The sequence below is a fragment of the Pseudolysinimonas sp. genome, assembly GCF_057350545.1.
Map to the genome: position 1 here is coordinate 1 of NZ_JBMRCP010000077.1, position 14,737 is coordinate 14,737.

A 14,737-nucleotide genomic window follows, 5' to 3' on the forward strand; every position below is an offset into this window, starting at 1 on the left:
CAACCCGCGAGCATCCGCGCCCTGCGGTTTCGATACACCGCGCTGCGCGCGGCACTCAACCCGCGGGGGGGGCTATTGCTCGTGGATGTCACCGGAGCGGAAGCGGGCGAGGGCGGCGAGCACGTCGGCGATCTCGTCGGGGCCGTCGACGCGGAAGGCGGCCTCGGTGGCGCCCGATCCGCTCTTCACGCCGACATCGTGCGGGAGGAGGGCGGCGAAGGCATCCTCGTCGGTGACGTCGTCGCCGGCGTAGAAGACGGCATCCGCCGCGGTGTAGCGACGCAGGTGCTCGACCGCCTCGCCCTTCGTGGTGGAGCGCACCGCGAACTCGAGCACGTTCTTGCCTTTGCGCACCGTGAGGTTCTCGATCTCGGCCTGCGCTTCCGACAGGGCGACGAGGTGGGCGAGGCGCGAGTTCTCCTCGGTCGCGAGACGTGTATGCAGGGCGAACCCGGCGGGCTTCGTCTCGAGCCACACCTGGTCGAACTCGTCGGCGACCTCGCCGAGCACCTCGTGCAGCACCTCGACCTGCTCGATCTCGGCGGTGTCGAGCGCGATGCGATCGTCGGGGTTGTCGAGCCGCAGTTCGATCCCGTGCGACCCGACGAGCAGAACGGTGTCGGGCAGGTCGGCGACGTCGATGAGTGACCCGAGTGCCCGACCGGAGACCAGGGCGACGCGCGTGTTCGGCATCTTGAGCAAGGCGAGAACCGCTTCACGGGCTTCCGGCAGTGCGCGCGCGTGCTCGGGTGAGTCGACCTCGGGGGCGAGTGTGCCGTCGAAGTCGAGGGCGACGAGCAGCCGACGAGCGTGCGCGAGTTCGCGCAGCGCGGCGAGCAGCGACTCCGGGAGCGGAGTCGTCGAGACGCGGTGCCGAGGGTCGCTCACGAGCTCGGCGGACGATCCACCGTCCACTCCAGGTCGCCGAGCGGGTTGAGGTCGATGCCCTCGAGACGGCCGTCCTGCGTGTCGGCGAGGGTGCGCAGGAAGCTGCGCGACCAGTGGCCGACATCGTTCTCGCGCACGCGCTTGCGCAGCGACCGCATCCGCTTGCGCCGCTCGGAACGCGTCATCTCGACGGCCTGCATGATCGCATCCTTCAACCCGTCGATGTCGTGCGGGTTGATGCGCAGTGACGTCTTGAGTTCGTCGGCCGCTCCGGCGAACTCCGAGAGCACGAGCACCCCGTCTTCGTCGAAGCGCGCGGCGACGTACTCCTTCGCGACGAGGTTCATGCCGTCGCGCAGCGCGGTGACGAGCATGACGTCGGCGGCGAGGTAGAGCGCCGCCATCTCCTCCCGCGGGAAGCCGTGGTGCAGGTAGTTGACCGCCTGGTGGCCGATCGTGCCGAAGTCGCCGTTGATGCGACCGACGGTGAGCTCGATCTCGTCGCGCAGGTGCCGATACGACTCGACCCGCTCGCGGCTCGGGCTCGCGACCTGCACGAGGGTGACGTCTTCGACGTTGAGGCGGCCGTCGTCGATGAGCTCGCCGAACGCCTTCAGGCGGTGGGCGATGCCCTTCGTGTAGTCGAGGCGGTCGACCCCGAGGATGACGGTCTTCGGGTCGCCGAGGTCGGCGCGGATCTGCTTCGCCCGCTCCTGCACGTCCGGTGAGCGTGCGAGCTTCTCGAACGCTTCGACGTCGATCGAGATGGGGAAGGCCCGCGCGACGACGTCGCGTGCCGGGGTGTCGCCGGTCGCGGGCACCTCGATGATCGGGCTCTTCGTCGTGTGGCCGAGCAGACGCCGCACGGCGCGGGAGAAGTTGCCCGCATCCGACACGCGCTGGAAGCCGACGACGTCGGCGCCGAGCAGCCCTTCGAGCACCTGCGTGCGCCAGGGCAGCTGCGAATAGAGGCCGTAGGCCGGGAACGGGATGTGGTTGAAGAATCCGATGACGAGGTCGGGCCGCAACTCTCGCAGCATCCGCGGGACGAGCTGCAGCTGATAGTCCTGCACCCAGACCGTGGCACCCTTCGACGAGACGCCGGCCACGGCATCCGCGAACCGCTGATTCACGGTGACGTAGGAGTCCCACCAGTCGCGGTGGTAGGTCGCCGGCACGATGACGTCGTGGTACAGCGGCCAGATGGTGTCGTTGCTGAAGCCCTCGTAGTAGTCCTCGACCTCCTGGGCCGAGAGGGCGAGCGGGACGATGCGGATGCCCTCGTGCGTGAAGGGTCGCACCTTCTCATCGGGCTTGCCGATCCAGCCCACCCATGCGCCGTCGGTTTGGCGCATGACGGGCTCGAGCGCCGTGACCAGACCGCCCGGCGACTGCTTCCAGGCGGCGGAGCCGTCCTCAGCGACCACACGGTCGACCGGCAGGCGGTTGGAGACGACGACGAAGGCAAACTTCTCGTCGGTCACGTTTCGACGGTAGCAGTGCGGCGGCGTCGACCCCTCGGGTGGCGGAAGGGCTCCGAATCCGCTACGGCGGACGTTCCCGATTTCGTCACACGGGCGACACACGACCGGGTTAGGTTGTACGGCAATGATTTCCATCGGCATGAGCACCTCCTGCAACTTCCCCATGGGGGTCGAGCAGTCGTTCCGTCTCGCCAGGCTCGCGGGCTACGACGGCGTCGAGGTCATGGTCACGACCGATCCCGTCACGCGGGATGCCGCCGCGCTGAAGGCCCTGAGCGCGCGGTACTCGATGCCGATCCTCTCCATCCACGCACCGTCGCTGTTCCTCACCCAGTTCGTCTGGGGCCGGGATGCCCAGGTCAAGCTGGAGAGGTCGGCGCAGCTCGCCGCGGAGGTCGGCGCGTCGGCGGTCGTCGTGCACCCGCCATTCCGCTGGGAGGCGAACTACGCGCGGAACTTCGAGCGCATCGTGCGCCAGACGGGTCAGAACACCGGCGTCGAGATCTGCGTCGAGAACATGTTCCCGTGGAAGGTCGGCCACAAGAATCTCAAGGCGTACGCCCCGAGTCCCGACCCGCTCGACCTCGACGTCGACGCGATGACGCTCGACTTCTCGCACGCGTCCCTCACCGGGCGAGACTCGCTCGAGTATGCGATGGCGATGGGCGACAAGCTCCGCCACATCCACCTGTGCGACGGCAAGAGGTCGGTGCACGACGGCAATCTCAAAGACGAGCACCTGCTTCCCGGCCGCGGCACCGAGCCGGTCGCCGAGGTTCTGCAGCTGCTCGCCGAGAACCGGTTCACCGGGCACGTGGTGGCCGAGGTCGGTCTCCACCACGTGCGCAATCCACGCGTGCGGCTCGAGATGCTCGTCGAAACGGCGGCCTTCGCGAGGACGCATCTCGGCCAGGAGCACGCGACGCGCGAGCCGCTCAGCGTCGGCGGCGGTCAGAAGATCAACGCCCGCAGCGTGCGTCGCGCGCGGAAGGCTTCCCGCACGACCGCGTGATCGTCAACCCTGTGGCGCCGACGCGTCACCGGGGTACCGTGGACGCGTGCGCAAGTTCATTTTCAACTTCAGCGTGCTGAGCGCGCTCTTCGGCGCGGTCGGCCTCGCGAAGACCACGAGCCAGGGCCCCCGTGACTGGAAACTCGTCCTCATGTGGGTCTCGTGGGGCATCAACGTCGCGATCGCGATCGGTACGGTCGCGGATCGGGCGAAGGACGACGAACTGGAGGAATGGTGATGGACTACCCCGACGTGAACCCCCTCGTGCCCGGCGGCCCCGGCTTCGGGTTCCACTGGTTCTGGACGATCGGCTCGTTCCTGTTCGGCCTCGTGCTGTTCGCGGCGTTCGTGGTCGTGATCGTGCTGCTCGTGCGGTACCTGCTCGTGGCGACCAAGGCACACCAGCACTACCTCGACTCGCACCGGTCGTCATCGGCCTCCGCGACCTCCGCGCCCGCGGCGTCGCCCACGCCGACGCCGACGACGCCGACGCCGACGACGCCGGACCCGACGCCGCCGAACGTGCCGGCCGGCACCAAGCCGACCCGCACCCGCACGCCGAAGCCCCCGGCGGCATCCTGACCCCCGTCGTCCTGCTGACCGGCTTCGAGCCGTTCGGGGGCGACACCACCAATCCCTCGTGGGATGCCGTGCAGCTGCTGGCATCCCGCTGGGACGGCCCCGCCGAGTTGCACGTGCGGCGGCTGCCGGTCACCTTCGCGGGATCCGGTGAGGACCTCGAGGCGGCGCTCGCGGAGGTCTCCCCCGATGTCGTGATCTGCGTCGGCCTCGCGGGCGGCGACCCCGACATCCGTCTCGAGAACGTCGCGATCAACCTCGACGACGCGCGCATCCCCGACAACGCCGGGGCTCAACCGGTCGATGAGCCCCTCGCCCCGGGCGGCCCGGCCGCCTACTTCGGCTCGCTGCCGGTGAAGGCCGCCGTCGCCGCCCTCCGCGAGCGCGGCATCCCGGCCCGTGTCTCCCACACCGCGGGTACGTTCGTCTGCAATCACGTGTTCTACCTGCTGATGCATGCGCTCGAGTCGCGCCCCGGGATGCGCGGCGGCTTCGTGCACGTTCCGTACGCGTCGGATGGTGTCGCACCCGACAGCCCCTCGCTGCCTCTCGACGCGATCGCCGACGCCCTCGACATCGTCGTGCGCACGGCGCTCTCACGAGATGCCGACCTGCGCGTCCCCGGCGGCACCCTCTCCTAGAACGCGGCGTCGAGCATCGTGCCGACGGAGATCTGCACGATCACGAGGCCCGCGACGAACACGAGCGGACCGATCGCGCGGAACAGCACCGGCGAGACCTTCCGCGGCGGCGGATCCGCGAGCAGTCGCCTCCGGTCGTTGAGGTGCGTGGCGAGACGCTCGGACGCGAACAGCAGCACGACCCCGCCGGCGAGGAGCAGGATGCCGATCACGGCAGCGCTGATCAGGAGCCCGTCCATGGGGTGAGGGTAGCGGGGCGGACCTACGCGAGGAAGCCGCGGAGGAGCACGCCCGAGGCTTCGAGGTGCTCACGCATCGCCTCGGCGGCGCCCTGCTCGTTGCCGGCGAGGATCGCGAACACGATGGCTTCGTGCTGGCGGTTGGAGTGCTCGATCGCGCGCGCGAGCAACGGGAAGGTGTCGAGCAGCTCGTTGACGCGCGACCGGTTGTCGGCGAGCAGCGTCACGAGCGACGGCACGCCGACGATCTCGGCGAACGCGAGGTGCAGGCGGGAGTCGAGGCGGCGGTAGTCGTCGGGCGAGGAGGCCTGCACTTCGCCGAGACGGGTCCAGAGCAGCGCGCGCTCCTCCGCGCCGAGGCTGCGGGTGGAGGCAGCGCGGACGGCACCGACCTCGAGGATCTCGCGCAATCCGAGCAGGTCTTCGACCTCCGGCGCGCTCGGCACGACCGCGAGCTCCGACGGCGGCGGCGGCAGCGGATCCGCCACGAACGTGCCGCCGTAGCGCCCGCGTCTCGCCACGAGGTAGCCCGCTTCGGCCAGCTCGCGGATCGCCTCGCGCACCGTGTCGCGCGACACCGAGAACCGCGCGGCGAGGTCGCGCTCCGCCGGCAGCGCCTTGCCCGGTTCGACGACCCCGAGCCGGATGGTCTGCATGAGACGCCCGACGGTGTCTTCGAGCGCGTTGCCGCTGCGCACGGGGCGGAAGACCGCACCGTCGATGAGCGACTCCGTCGGGTTCGTCATGTCACCAGTTGATCAGAGCGGTGTCACGTAGGCGGCGCTGATGCCGCCGTCGACGAGGAACGTGGAGGCCGTCACGAACGACGCGTCGTCGCTCGCGAGGAAGGCGACCGCGGCCGCGAGCTCCTCGGGCTCGGCGAAGCGCCCGACGGGCACGTGGATGAGCCGGCGGGCCGCACGCTCCGGGTCTTTCGCGAACAGCTCCTTGAGCAGCGGCGTGTTGACCGGTCCGGGGCAGAGCGCGTTGACGCGGATGCCCTGCCGCGCGAACTGCACGCCGAGCTCGCGCGTCATGGCCAGCACGCCGCCCTTGGATGCCGTGTAGCTGATCTGCGACGTCGCGGAGCCGAGCACCGCCACGAAGGATGCCGTGTTGATGATCGAGCCGGAACCCTGCGGCACCATGTGGCGCAGCGCCGCACGCGAGCAGAGGTAGACGCTCGTGAGGTTGACGAGCTGCACGCGGTCCCAGGCATCCAGCTCGGTCGTCTCGATCGAGTCGTCGTCGGCGGGCGAGATGCCGGCGTTGTTGAACGCGATGTCGACGCTGCCGAGCTCTGCCGCCGCGGTGTCGAAGAGGTTGTCGACGTCCGCCTTGTCGGCGACGTTGGCCCGAACGAACAGCCCGCCGACCTCCGCGGCGGCGGCCTCTCCCGTGGCTGGGTCGAGGTCGCCGATCACGACGCGCGCGCCTTCGGCGGCGAAGCGGCGGGCGGTGGCGAGGCCGATGCCGGAGGCGCCGCCGGTGATGACGGCGACCTTGCCGGCGAGGCGTTGCGTGAGGTCCATGTGTGCTCCTTGGTGGGGGTTTCGAGACGCGTCCGGCTGCGCCGGGCGCTCCTCAACCCGCGAGGGGTTGTCAGTCGGTGGAGAAGAAGACGTTCTTGGTCTCGGTGAAGTGCAGGGCGGCGTCGGGGCCGAGCTCGCGGCCGAGGCCGCTCTGCTTGAAGCCGCCGAACGGGGTCGTGTAGCGCACCGACGAGTGCGAGTTCACCGAGAGGTTGCCGCTCTCGACGCCGCGCGCGACGCGGATGCCGCGGCCGAGGTCGCGCGTCCAGATCGAGCCGGAGAGCCCGTAGATCGACGAGTTGGCGAGGGCGATCGCATCCGCCTCGTCGTCGAACGGCAGCACCGACACGACAGGACCGAAGATCTCGTCGATCGCCACGCGGTCGTCACGAGCGGGGAGCAGCACGGTGGGCGCCATCCAGAAGCCCTTGCCCTCAGGGGCGGTGCCGCGGAAGGCGACGTTCGCCCCGTCGAGGAAACCTTCCACCGAGGAGCGGTGAGCCGCCGAGACGAGCGGCCCCATCTCGGTCGCCTCGTCCATCGGGTCGCCCACGCGCCACGCCGTCACCGCGGGCTCGAGCAGCTCGAGGAATCTCTCGAGCACCGAGCGCTCGACGAGCAGCCGGGAGCGCGCGCAGCAGTCCTGCCCGGCGTTGTCGAACACCGACCCCGGCGCCGTTGCCGCAGCCTTCTCGAGGTCGGAGTCGGCGAAGACGATGTTGGCGCTCTTGCCGCCGAGCTCGAGAGTGACCGGCTTGACGTTCTCGGCGGCGCCCGCGGCGACGCGCTTGCCCACCTCGGTGCTGCCGGTGAACACGAGCTTGCGCACGTCCGGATGCGTGACGAACCGCTCCCCCACGACCGAGCCGCGGCCCGGCAGCACCTGGAAGAGGTGCTCGGGCAATCCCGATTCGAGGCCGAGCTCGCCGAGGCGGATCGCGGTGAGCGGCGTCCAGTCGGCGGGCTTGAGCAGTACAGCGTTCCCCGCGGCGAGCGCCGGCGCGAACCCCCACGACGCGATCGTCATCGGGAAGTTCCACGGCACGATGATGCCGACGACGCCGATCGGCTCGTGGAAGGTCACGTCGATGCCGCCCGCGACGGGGATCTGAGCCCCGATCATCCGCTCGGGGGCGCCCGCGTAGTAATTCAGGACATCCCGCACGTGACCGGCCTCCCAGCGGGCCGAACCGATCGGATGTCCTGAGTTGCGTACCTCCAGGAGGGCCAACTCCTCGAGGTGCGCGTCGACGGTCGCCGCGAACCGGCGTAGCGCGAGTGCGCGATCCGCGGGGGCGAGGGCGGCCCACGCCTTCTGGGCGCGCACCGCCCGGGCGATCGCGGCATCCACCTCGTCGAGCGGCGTGTGCGCGACCTCGGCGATGACCGACTCGTCGGCCGGGTTGATGATCGTCGTGGTGCTCACGGAAGCCTCCCGGCATAGGCGCGCGCCGCCTCGACGAGCCCCGCGAACAGGCGCGCATCCTCGGCGGCGTCCTCTTCCGGGTGCCACTGCACGGCGACCCCGAACGGCACGTCGGGCAGCTCGACCGCGTAGACGGTGCCGTCCTCGGTATGCGCGGTGGCTCGCAGGCCCGTGCCGAGCTCATCGACGGCCTGGTGGTGGTAGCTCTTGCCGGTGATCGTGCCGGCGCCGACGAGCTCGGCGAGCTTCGTGCCGTCGTCGACCGAGGCGTCGTTCGGGGCGAACACCCCGTCACCCGCGTTGTACCGGTCGTCGCCGACGAGGTCGGGCAGGTGCTGGTGCAGCGTTCCGCCGCGCACGACGTTGAGCAGCTGGAGCCCGCGGCAGATGCCGAGGAACGGCAGCTCGCGGTCGATGGCCCGAGTCAGCAGGGTCTCCTCGAAGGCATCCCGCTCGCGGTTGGGCTTGTCGGCCTTCTCGTGCGGCTCGGCGCCGTAGCGCGCCGCCTCGACGTCGCCGCCGCCCGTGATGATGAGCCCGTCGAGTCCGTCGAGCACGCGGTCGGCGCCCGTGGAGTCGATCGGCTGCGGCGGCAGCAGCACCGGGATGCCGCCCGCCTTCTGCACGGCCTCGAAGTACACGGCGGGCAGGTACGCCGCAGTCGTGTCCCACACGCCCGTCTGCGCGCGCTGCTTGTAGGTGGTCAGCCCGATGACGGGCTTGGTCGTGTCGGTCGTGTCGGTCACAGGCGCTCGAACCCCCGGATGCGTTCCCAGTCGGTGATCGCGGCGTCGAAGGCCTTGAGTTCGACGCGCGCGTTGTTGAGGTAGTGGGCGACGACGTTCTCGCCGAACGCCTCCCGCGCGATGTCGGACGCGGCGAACAGCTCGGCCGCCTCGCGCAGCGTCGTGGGCACGCGGGGCTTGTCGGAGACGTAGGCGTTGCCGGTGAACATCGGCTCGAGCTCGAGCTCGTTCTCGATCCCGTGGATGCCGCCCGCGATGATCGCGGCGACCGCGAGATACGGGTTCACGTCGCCGCCGGGCACCCGGTTCTCGACCCGCAGGCCCGGGCCGTGGCCGACGACGCGGAGTGCGCACGTGCGGTTGTCGTGACCCCACGCGATCGCGGTCGGGGCGAACGAGCCCTCGACGAAGCGCTTGTAGGAGTTGATGTTCGGCGCGAGGAAGAGCGTGAGCTCGCGCATCGTCTTCAGCAGCCCGGCCGTCCAGTGCTTCGCCAGCTTCGACATCCCGTCGCCGTCAGCCATCACCGCCTCGCCGTTCGTGCCGCGCACCGAGAGGTGGATGTGGCACGAGTTGCCCTCGCGCTCGTTGAACTTCGCCATGAAGGTGAGCGACTTGCCGTGCGCGTCGGCGATCTCCTTCGCGCCGTTCTTGTAGATCGTGTGGTTGTCGCACGTCGCGAGCGCTTCCGTGTAGCGGAAGGCGATCTCCTGCTGGCCGAGGTTGCACTCGCCCTTGACGCCCTCGCAGTACATGCCGGCGCCCTCCATCCCGAGACGGATGTCGCGCAGCAGCGGCTCCATGCGGGTCGACGCGAGCAGGGCGTAGTCGATGTTGTAGTCCGACGCCGGGGTCAGGTCGCGATATCCCTTCGCCCACGCGTCGCGGAACGAGTCGTCGAACACGATGAACTCGAGCTCGGTGCCGACGAACGGTACGAGGCCCAGCTCGGCCAGCCGATCGATCTGACGCTTGAGGATGGCGCGGGGACTGACGTCGACGCCCACGCCGTCGGTCGTGGTGAGGTCGGCCATCACGAGCGCGCTGCCGGGCAGCCACGGGATGAGGCGCAGGGAGTCGAAGTCGGGCTTGAGCACCATGTCGCCGTAGCCCGTCTCCCACGACGAGATCGCGTAGCCGCCGACGGTGTTGTTCTCGACGTCGACCGCGAGCAGGTAGTTGCACGCCTCGGCTCCGTGCGCGGCGACATCGTCGCGGAACAGCCGCGCGGAGACCCGCTTGCCGACCATCCGGCCCTGCATATCGGCGAAGGCGAGGATCACGGTGTCGATCTGCTTCTTGTCGATCAGAGCGTTGAGCTCGTCGATCGTCAGATTCCCGGAGCGGACTCCCATGGCTACTCCTCGCGGTCGCGGACTCGACCATTACAGCGTAGGGCTCTCGTCAAGACCCGAGCATCTGTAACAAGTCGTTCACATCCAAAGGTAGACACCGGGTACCAATGAGGGCCATTCTCGTCACCAAGCGCGGACGCCGGAGTCCCGGCCGCCTCGCGTACCCCCGTTGGTTTCGGAAGGATCGTTCATGGCTGAACAGAGGAAGGCCGGCGGCGCGACGTACACGAGCGCCGGCCAGGAGTACTTCGCGAAGCGCTCTCTGAAGCGCACCGCGGGCGTGTGGGGCCTGTGGGGTCTCGCCGTCGCCGCCGTCATCTCCGGCGACTTCTCGGGATGGAACTTCGGCATCGCGACCGCCGGCTTCGGCGGCATGGCGATCGCCTTCGTCATCCTCGTCGCGATGTACTACGGCCTGATCTTCTCCATCGGAGAGATGGCGGCCGCGATGCCGCACACCGGCGGCGCCTACTCGTTCGCCCGATCGGCGATGGGGCCGACGGGCGGTCTCGTCACCGGGCTCGCCGAGACGATCGAGTACGTCGCGACCACGGCGGTGATCGTGTTCTTCTCGGCGAGCTACGCCAACGGGATCACGGCCGAGTTGCTCGGCTTCGACCTGAGCGACAACATGTGGATCTGGTGGATCGTGCTCTACGCGGTCTTCATCGCCCTCAACTCGGCGGGTGCGAGCATCTCGTTCAAGTTCGCGATCATCGTCTCGATCATCTCGATCGGCATCCTCGTGGTCTTCGGCATCATGGCTCTCGTCACGGGCAGCGTCGACTGGGCCAGCCTGTTCAACATCGCGCCCGACCCGGAGGCCGCCGGCTCGTCGACGTTCCTGCCCGGCGGTCCGCTCGCGATCCTCTTCGTACTGCCGTTCGCGATGTGGTTCTTCCTCGGCATCGAGGAGCTGCCGCTCGCCGCGGAGGAGTCGCACAACCCGACGAAGGACATCCCGCGCGCCGGCTTCATCGCGCGCGGCACGCTGATCGCGACCGGCATCCTCGTGCTCGTGCTCAACACGGGCGTGCTCGGCGCCGAGGCGACGGGTGCGTCGGGCGAGCCGCTGCTCGACGGGTTCCGTGCGATCGTCGGCGACCAGGTGGCGGCGCTCCTCGCGCTGTTCGCCCTCGTCGGTCTGCTCGCGTCGCTGCAGGGCATCATGTTCGCCTACGGGCGCAACATGTACTCGCTGTCGCGAGCCGGCTACTACCCGAAGTTCTTCTCGCTCACCGGCAAGCGGCAGACGCCGTGGATCGCGCTCCTCATCGGCGCGGTCATCGGATTCGTCGCGCTCCTCGCCGTCGACCTGCTGTCGAAGTCGAACGAGGGCGCGGGTGGCGTCGCGGGCGCGATCGTGCTCAACATCGCGGTGTGGGGTGCGGTCTTCGCCTACCTCATGCAGATGATCTCGTTCATCCTGCTGCGCCGGCGCTTCCCGAACGCGAGCCGTCCGTACAAGAGCCCGTGGGGCATCCCGGGCGCGGTCATCGCGGCGCTCATCTCCGCAGCGATCTTCGTCGGACTGCTCGTGCAGGAGCCGTACCGCATCGCGATCATCGCGATCATCGCCGTGTACCTGCTCATCCTCATCGGCTTCGCCCTCTACGGACGTCACCGCCTCGTACTCTCGCCCGAGGAGGAGTACGCGCTCTCGGGCGGCCTGCACGGCGACCCGCAGAAGGAGGGCTACGACGCCATGGAGGGCGAGGTGCCGGGCACCGGCAAGAAGTAGCTGCACTACCGCCGACGGCCTCCCTCCGCCTACGTTGTGGCGGAGGGAGGCCGTCGTCATGAGGATGCGCACCACCCGTGTGGCGCTCGTCGCCGTGCTGCTCGGCGGTGCTCTCACCGGCTGCATCACGCAGCACACCTGCGTCTCGTGGGTCGACTACGAGACGCCCCAGGATGCCTACGACGACGCGCGACTCGTCGTACGCGGTTCGGCGGGCGAGGTCGTCGGCCTGCGCGACCTCTACGGCGTCGCCGCGCCCGTGCACCGCATCGACGTGCTCGAGGTGCTCGGCGGCTCCGATCCCGGGGCGACGATCGACGTCGCCTCCACGCCGCTCACCTGCATGGGCGACGCGGGCGAGTACCCCGACGGCGATCCGCTCGACGCGGAGGGCGAGCTCATCCTGTTCCTGACGCGAGCCGAGGGCGGCGGATGGCGACTCATGACGCCCTACGACGGGGTGCTGCCGATGCCGGACGACGGGGTACTGCCGTTCGAGGTCGCCGACCGCTAAGTTGCGGGCATGCCCACCGAGCAGGAGTTCTCCGACCTGAAGGCCGAGGTCGCGCGGCTCGCGCACCTCGTCGAGCAGCTCTACTACCGTTCCGGTATCCCGGTCGCGTCGCCGGGGACGCCGAGCATCGACTCTCCCCCGTCGGCCGTCATCGACCTCGTGCGCGAAGGACGCCTCATCGAAGCCATCAAGCTGTGGCGCGAGTTCACCGGCCAGGGCCTCGGCGAGTCGAAGCGCGACATCGACGAGCTGAAGCGGCGACTCGGATGACGAACCCCGAGACGTCTCCCCTCGACGAGGAGGCCGCACCCGTCGTCGCCGTGACGCGCACGATCGGCGGCGTCGTGCTCGTGCTGCTCGGCGCCGCGGGCGTTCTCGCCGGCGCCTTCTGGTACTTCATCGTGCCGTGGTTCGGCTGGGCGATGGAGGGCTTCTGGTACACGATGGCCGACTGGGCCGACCTCGGCGGAGTCGGCGTCGGCATCCTCGGCATCCTGCTGCTCGTCGTCGGCGGGGCGCTCGTCCAACGGGCGCGCAAGAAGCGGCTGCAGATCTTCATGGATGCCTCGCAGCTCGCCGCGCTGAGCAATCACTTCGAGCAGGTGCCCGACGACGGTCGCGGGGAGACGCAAACCGGCTCGACCCCGCCGCCGACGATCCTCTGAGCCTGGATGCAGAAAGGCCCCCGTCGCTGGCGAGAGCTTCGAGGGCCGATCCGTACACCCCCCGGGACTTGAACCCGGAACCCACTGATTAAGAGTCAGTTGCTCTGCCAATTGAGCTAGAGGTGCGCAGCCCGACGAGCGGACCGAAGATCGAGTGTACAACGAAATCGCGGCGCCCGACACCGGGTCGGGCCGCCCGTAGGGTGAGAGTCATGGCCGACCAGGTGCGACTCCAGGAGGGCGCACTCGCCCCCGACTTCACGCTTCCCGACCAGCACGGCGCGCCGTTCACGCTCTCGAGCACCCGCGGGTCGAAGACCATCGTCTACTTCTACGGCGAAGCCGGCACCCCGGCGTGCACGAGCCAGGCGTGCGACTTCCGCGACAACTTCGCTGTCTTCGAGAAGGCCGGCTACCGCCTCGTCGGCATCTCGCGTGACGAGCCCGCCGACAATGCCGGGTTCGCGAGCGACGAGAAGCTGCCGCAGGTGATCCTCAGCGATCCGACCCGCGAGGTGCACGAGCGCTACGGCACCTACGGCGAGAAGCAGCTCTACGGACGCACCGTCACGGGTGTGATCCGGGCCACGTTCGTGCTCGACGAGGACGGCCGCATCCTGATGCCGCTCTACAACATCAAGGCGACGGGGCACGTCGCCATGCTGCTCAAGAAGCTTCGTCTCGCCGGCTGAGCCAGCCCGCCGCCGACTTCGAGATGAGCAGCACGAAGCCGACGATCCCGACGATGACGAGCGGCCAGCCCCACTCGGGTTGAGCGAACGCGCCCTGCAGCGCGCCGACGCCGATCGCCGCGATGAGCACGTGGATGACGACCGCCGCCGCGCGCACCCAGGCTCGCCCGCGCCACACGCCCGCGAGCACGGCGCCGAGCGCGGCGACCGCGAGACCGAGCACGACGAGGAGGGCGACGGCCGTGCCGAGGGAGGCCGGACGGTCGGTCAGCACCTCGACGAGGAGCACGACGAAGAGCGCGAGCGAGGCCAGCAGCTCGACGCCGACGACCGCCGTCAGGGCCCAGATGGTTGCCGGGCGGTGACGGGAAGCTGAAGGATCACCTATTGATTCGATGCATCAAGTATGGAACCCTGGACCACGGTTGATGTGACGCCTACAGAGTCGTAGGTGAGTCCGGAAGGCCGACCCCCCAATCCTTTCGTTCTCACTTCGACCATGCGCGGAAAACCCACAGCGCACAGCGTCAGCAACAACAAAGGAGCACCACCATGGATTGGCGTGACAAAGCCGCCTGTCTCACCGCAGACCCGGAACTCTTCTTCCCGGTCGGCAACACCGGACCCGCCGTCGACCAGATCGACAAGGCGAAGACGGTGTGCGCGCGGTGCTCCGTCACCGAGCAGTGCCTGCAGTACGCCCTCGAGACGAATCAAGACTCCGGCGTCTGGGGTGGCCTCAGCGAAGACGAGCGTCGCGCCCTCAAGCGCCGCGCCGCCCGCGCCCGTCGCGCCTCCTAGGCCCCACCGCATCGCGCCCCACCGCATCCCGGCGTCGCTTGGACCCGCTCAGGCGCGGCTAGACCCTCCTCGATTCGGGTCCGATCGCGCATGGCTCCAGCCAAGCGCTGCTCAACCGCGGTTGAGCCAGAAGAGCGGCACCTCGATCGTGACCTCGGTGCCCTCACCCTCGAGGGTGTGCCAGTCGATCGTGCCGCTGAGCTCACCCTGGATGAGGGTGCGCACGATCTGCGTGCCGAGACCCGAGCCGACCTTGCCCTCCGGCAGGCCGACGCCGTTGTCGCGCACGCGGATCGTGATGGCCTCCTCGGTGCGCTTGACCGCGATGTCGACCTTGCCATCGGCGCGGCCCGCGAGGCCGTGCTCGACCGCGTTCGTGACGAGTTCGGTGAGGGCGAGCGCCAGCGGGGTGGCGTAGGCGC

Annotated in this window: 20 protein-coding genes and 1 tRNA gene; 10 read left to right on the plus strand and 11 right to left on the minus strand. The window is 69.3% G+C overall.

What is annotated here, in order from left to right; all coding sequences use genetic code 11:
- Positions 1-72: 72 nt before the first annotated feature.
- Entirely contained in the window at positions 73-888 is an 816-nt protein-coding gene (gene otsB, locus ACO1X9_RS10995; RefSeq protein WP_486350879.1) for a trehalose-phosphatase, read from the minus strand.
- Positions 885-2,372, minus strand: a complete 1,488-nt coding sequence (otsA, locus tag ACO1X9_RS11000; protein WP_486350880.1) for an alpha,alpha-trehalose-phosphate synthase (UDP-forming) — start codon at positions 2,370-2,372, stop codon at positions 885-887. Before otsA ends, otsB begins: the two co-directional genes overlap by 4 nt.
- Before the next feature lie 124 nt (positions 2,373-2,496).
- Here otsA and ACO1X9_RS11005 point away from each other — a divergent pair, with 124 nt between their 5' ends.
- From ACO1X9_RS11005 to pcp, 4 genes are read left to right on the plus strand one after another with little or no spacing between them, the layout of a single operon-like run.
- Positions 2,497-3,384, plus strand: a complete 888-nt coding sequence (locus tag ACO1X9_RS11005) for a sugar phosphate isomerase/epimerase family protein (protein ID WP_486350881.1) — start codon at positions 2,497-2,499, stop codon at positions 3,382-3,384.
- A 46-nt stretch (positions 3,385-3,430) separates the two neighbouring features.
- Positions 3,431-3,622, plus strand: a complete 192-nt coding sequence (locus tag ACO1X9_RS11010; protein ID WP_486350882.1) for a hypothetical protein — start codon at positions 3,431-3,433, stop codon at positions 3,620-3,622.
- A complete protein-coding gene (locus ACO1X9_RS11015; protein WP_486350898.1) occupies positions 3,622-3,966 on the plus strand; it encodes a hypothetical protein in 345 nt (114 codons plus the stop codon). The genes ACO1X9_RS11010 and ACO1X9_RS11015 overlap by 1 nt, the downstream gene beginning before the upstream one ends.
- Entirely contained in the window at positions 3,963-4,604 is a 642-nt protein-coding gene (gene pcp, locus ACO1X9_RS11020) for a pyroglutamyl-peptidase I (RefSeq protein ID WP_486350897.1), read from the plus strand. Before ACO1X9_RS11015 ends, pcp begins: the two co-directional genes overlap by 4 nt.
- Here the strand turns inward: pcp and ACO1X9_RS11025 are convergent.
- From ACO1X9_RS11025 to ACO1X9_RS11050, 6 genes are all read right to left on the minus strand, one after another.
- Positions 4,601-4,843 carry a hypothetical protein gene (locus tag ACO1X9_RS11025; RefSeq protein ID WP_486350883.1) on the minus strand — a complete coding sequence of 81 codons (243 nt, stop codon included), beginning with the start codon at positions 4,841-4,843 and terminating at the stop codon, positions 4,601-4,603. The two genes, pcp and ACO1X9_RS11025, sit on opposite strands and share 4 nt — an antisense overlap.
- 23 nt (positions 4,844-4,866) lie before the next feature.
- Positions 4,867-5,589 carry a FadR/GntR family transcriptional regulator gene (locus ACO1X9_RS11030; protein WP_486350884.1) on the minus strand — a complete coding sequence of 241 codons (723 nt, stop codon included), beginning with the start codon at positions 5,587-5,589 and terminating at the stop codon, positions 4,867-4,869.
- 12 nt (positions 5,590-5,601) lie between these two features.
- Positions 5,602-6,375, minus strand: a complete 774-nt coding sequence (locus ACO1X9_RS11035; protein ID WP_486350885.1) for a 3-oxoacyl-ACP reductase — start codon at positions 6,373-6,375, stop codon at positions 5,602-5,604.
- A gap of 70 nt (positions 6,376-6,445) precedes the next feature.
- Entirely contained in the window at positions 6,446-7,801 is a 1,356-nt protein-coding gene (locus tag ACO1X9_RS11040; protein ID WP_486350886.1) for an aldehyde dehydrogenase family protein, read from the minus strand.
- Positions 7,798-8,547 carry a gamma-glutamyl-gamma-aminobutyrate hydrolase family protein gene (locus ACO1X9_RS11045; protein ID WP_486350887.1) on the minus strand — a complete coding sequence of 250 codons (750 nt, stop codon included), beginning with the start codon at positions 8,545-8,547 and terminating at the stop codon, positions 7,798-7,800. Before ACO1X9_RS11045 ends, ACO1X9_RS11040 begins: the two co-directional genes overlap by 4 nt.
- Positions 8,544-9,902 (minus strand): glutamine synthetase family protein, encoded by a 1,359-nt coding sequence (locus ACO1X9_RS11050; protein ID WP_486350888.1) that lies wholly within the window; start codon positions 9,900-9,902, stop codon positions 8,544-8,546. The genes ACO1X9_RS11045 and ACO1X9_RS11050 overlap by 4 nt, the downstream gene beginning before the upstream one ends.
- Before the next feature lie 190 nt (positions 9,903-10,092).
- On the opposite strand from ACO1X9_RS11050, the gene ACO1X9_RS11055 reads away from it, so the two are divergent.
- Genes ACO1X9_RS11055 through ACO1X9_RS11070 form a run of 4 tightly spaced genes read left to right on the plus strand, consistent with a single transcriptional unit; the run spans position 10,093 to position 12,822 of the window.
- Positions 10,093-11,643, plus strand: a complete 1,551-nt coding sequence (locus tag ACO1X9_RS11055; RefSeq protein WP_486350889.1) for an amino acid permease — start codon at positions 10,093-10,095, stop codon at positions 11,641-11,643.
- A gap of 58 nt (positions 11,644-11,701) precedes the next feature.
- Positions 11,702-12,157, plus strand: coding sequence for a hypothetical protein (locus tag ACO1X9_RS11060; RefSeq protein WP_486350890.1), 456 nt, complete (start codon positions 11,702-11,704; stop codon positions 12,155-12,157).
- A gap of 9 nt (positions 12,158-12,166) precedes the next feature.
- Positions 12,167-12,427 carry a hypothetical protein gene (locus tag ACO1X9_RS11065; protein ID WP_486350891.1) on the plus strand — a complete coding sequence of 87 codons (261 nt, stop codon included), beginning with the start codon at positions 12,167-12,169 and terminating at the stop codon, positions 12,425-12,427.
- Positions 12,424-12,822 (plus strand): hypothetical protein, encoded by a 399-nt coding sequence (locus ACO1X9_RS11070; protein ID WP_486350892.1) that lies wholly within the window; start codon positions 12,424-12,426, stop codon positions 12,820-12,822. The genes ACO1X9_RS11065 and ACO1X9_RS11070 overlap by 4 nt, the downstream gene beginning before the upstream one ends.
- A 53-nt stretch (positions 12,823-12,875) precedes the next feature.
- Here ACO1X9_RS11070 and ACO1X9_RS11075 read toward each other — a convergent pair.
- Positions 12,876-12,948 (minus strand) — tRNA-Lys (locus ACO1X9_RS11075).
- 86 nt (positions 12,949-13,034) lie between these two features.
- Between ACO1X9_RS11075 and ACO1X9_RS11080 the strand changes: the two genes are divergently transcribed.
- Entirely contained in the window at positions 13,035-13,514 is a 480-nt protein-coding gene (locus ACO1X9_RS11080) for a peroxiredoxin (RefSeq protein WP_486350893.1), read from the plus strand.
- Here the strand turns inward: ACO1X9_RS11080 and ACO1X9_RS11085 are convergent.
- Complete coding sequence (locus tag ACO1X9_RS11085) at positions 13,489-13,803, minus strand: hypothetical protein (RefSeq protein ID WP_486350894.1); 315 nt, start codon at positions 13,801-13,803, stop codon at positions 13,489-13,491. The genes ACO1X9_RS11080 and ACO1X9_RS11085 overlap by 26 nt on opposite strands.
- Before the next feature lie 263 nt (positions 13,804-14,066).
- On the opposite strand from ACO1X9_RS11085, the gene ACO1X9_RS11090 reads away from it, so the two are divergent.
- A complete protein-coding gene (locus ACO1X9_RS11090; protein ID WP_486350895.1) occupies positions 14,067-14,315 on the plus strand; it encodes a WhiB family transcriptional regulator in 249 nt (82 codons plus the stop codon).
- A gap of 111 nt (positions 14,316-14,426) precedes the next feature.
- On the opposite strand, the gene ACO1X9_RS11095 is transcribed toward ACO1X9_RS11090, so the two are convergent.
- A partial coding sequence (locus ACO1X9_RS11095; protein ID WP_486350896.1) for an ATP-binding protein occupies positions 14,427-14,737 on the minus strand: 311 nt, incomplete at its 5' end.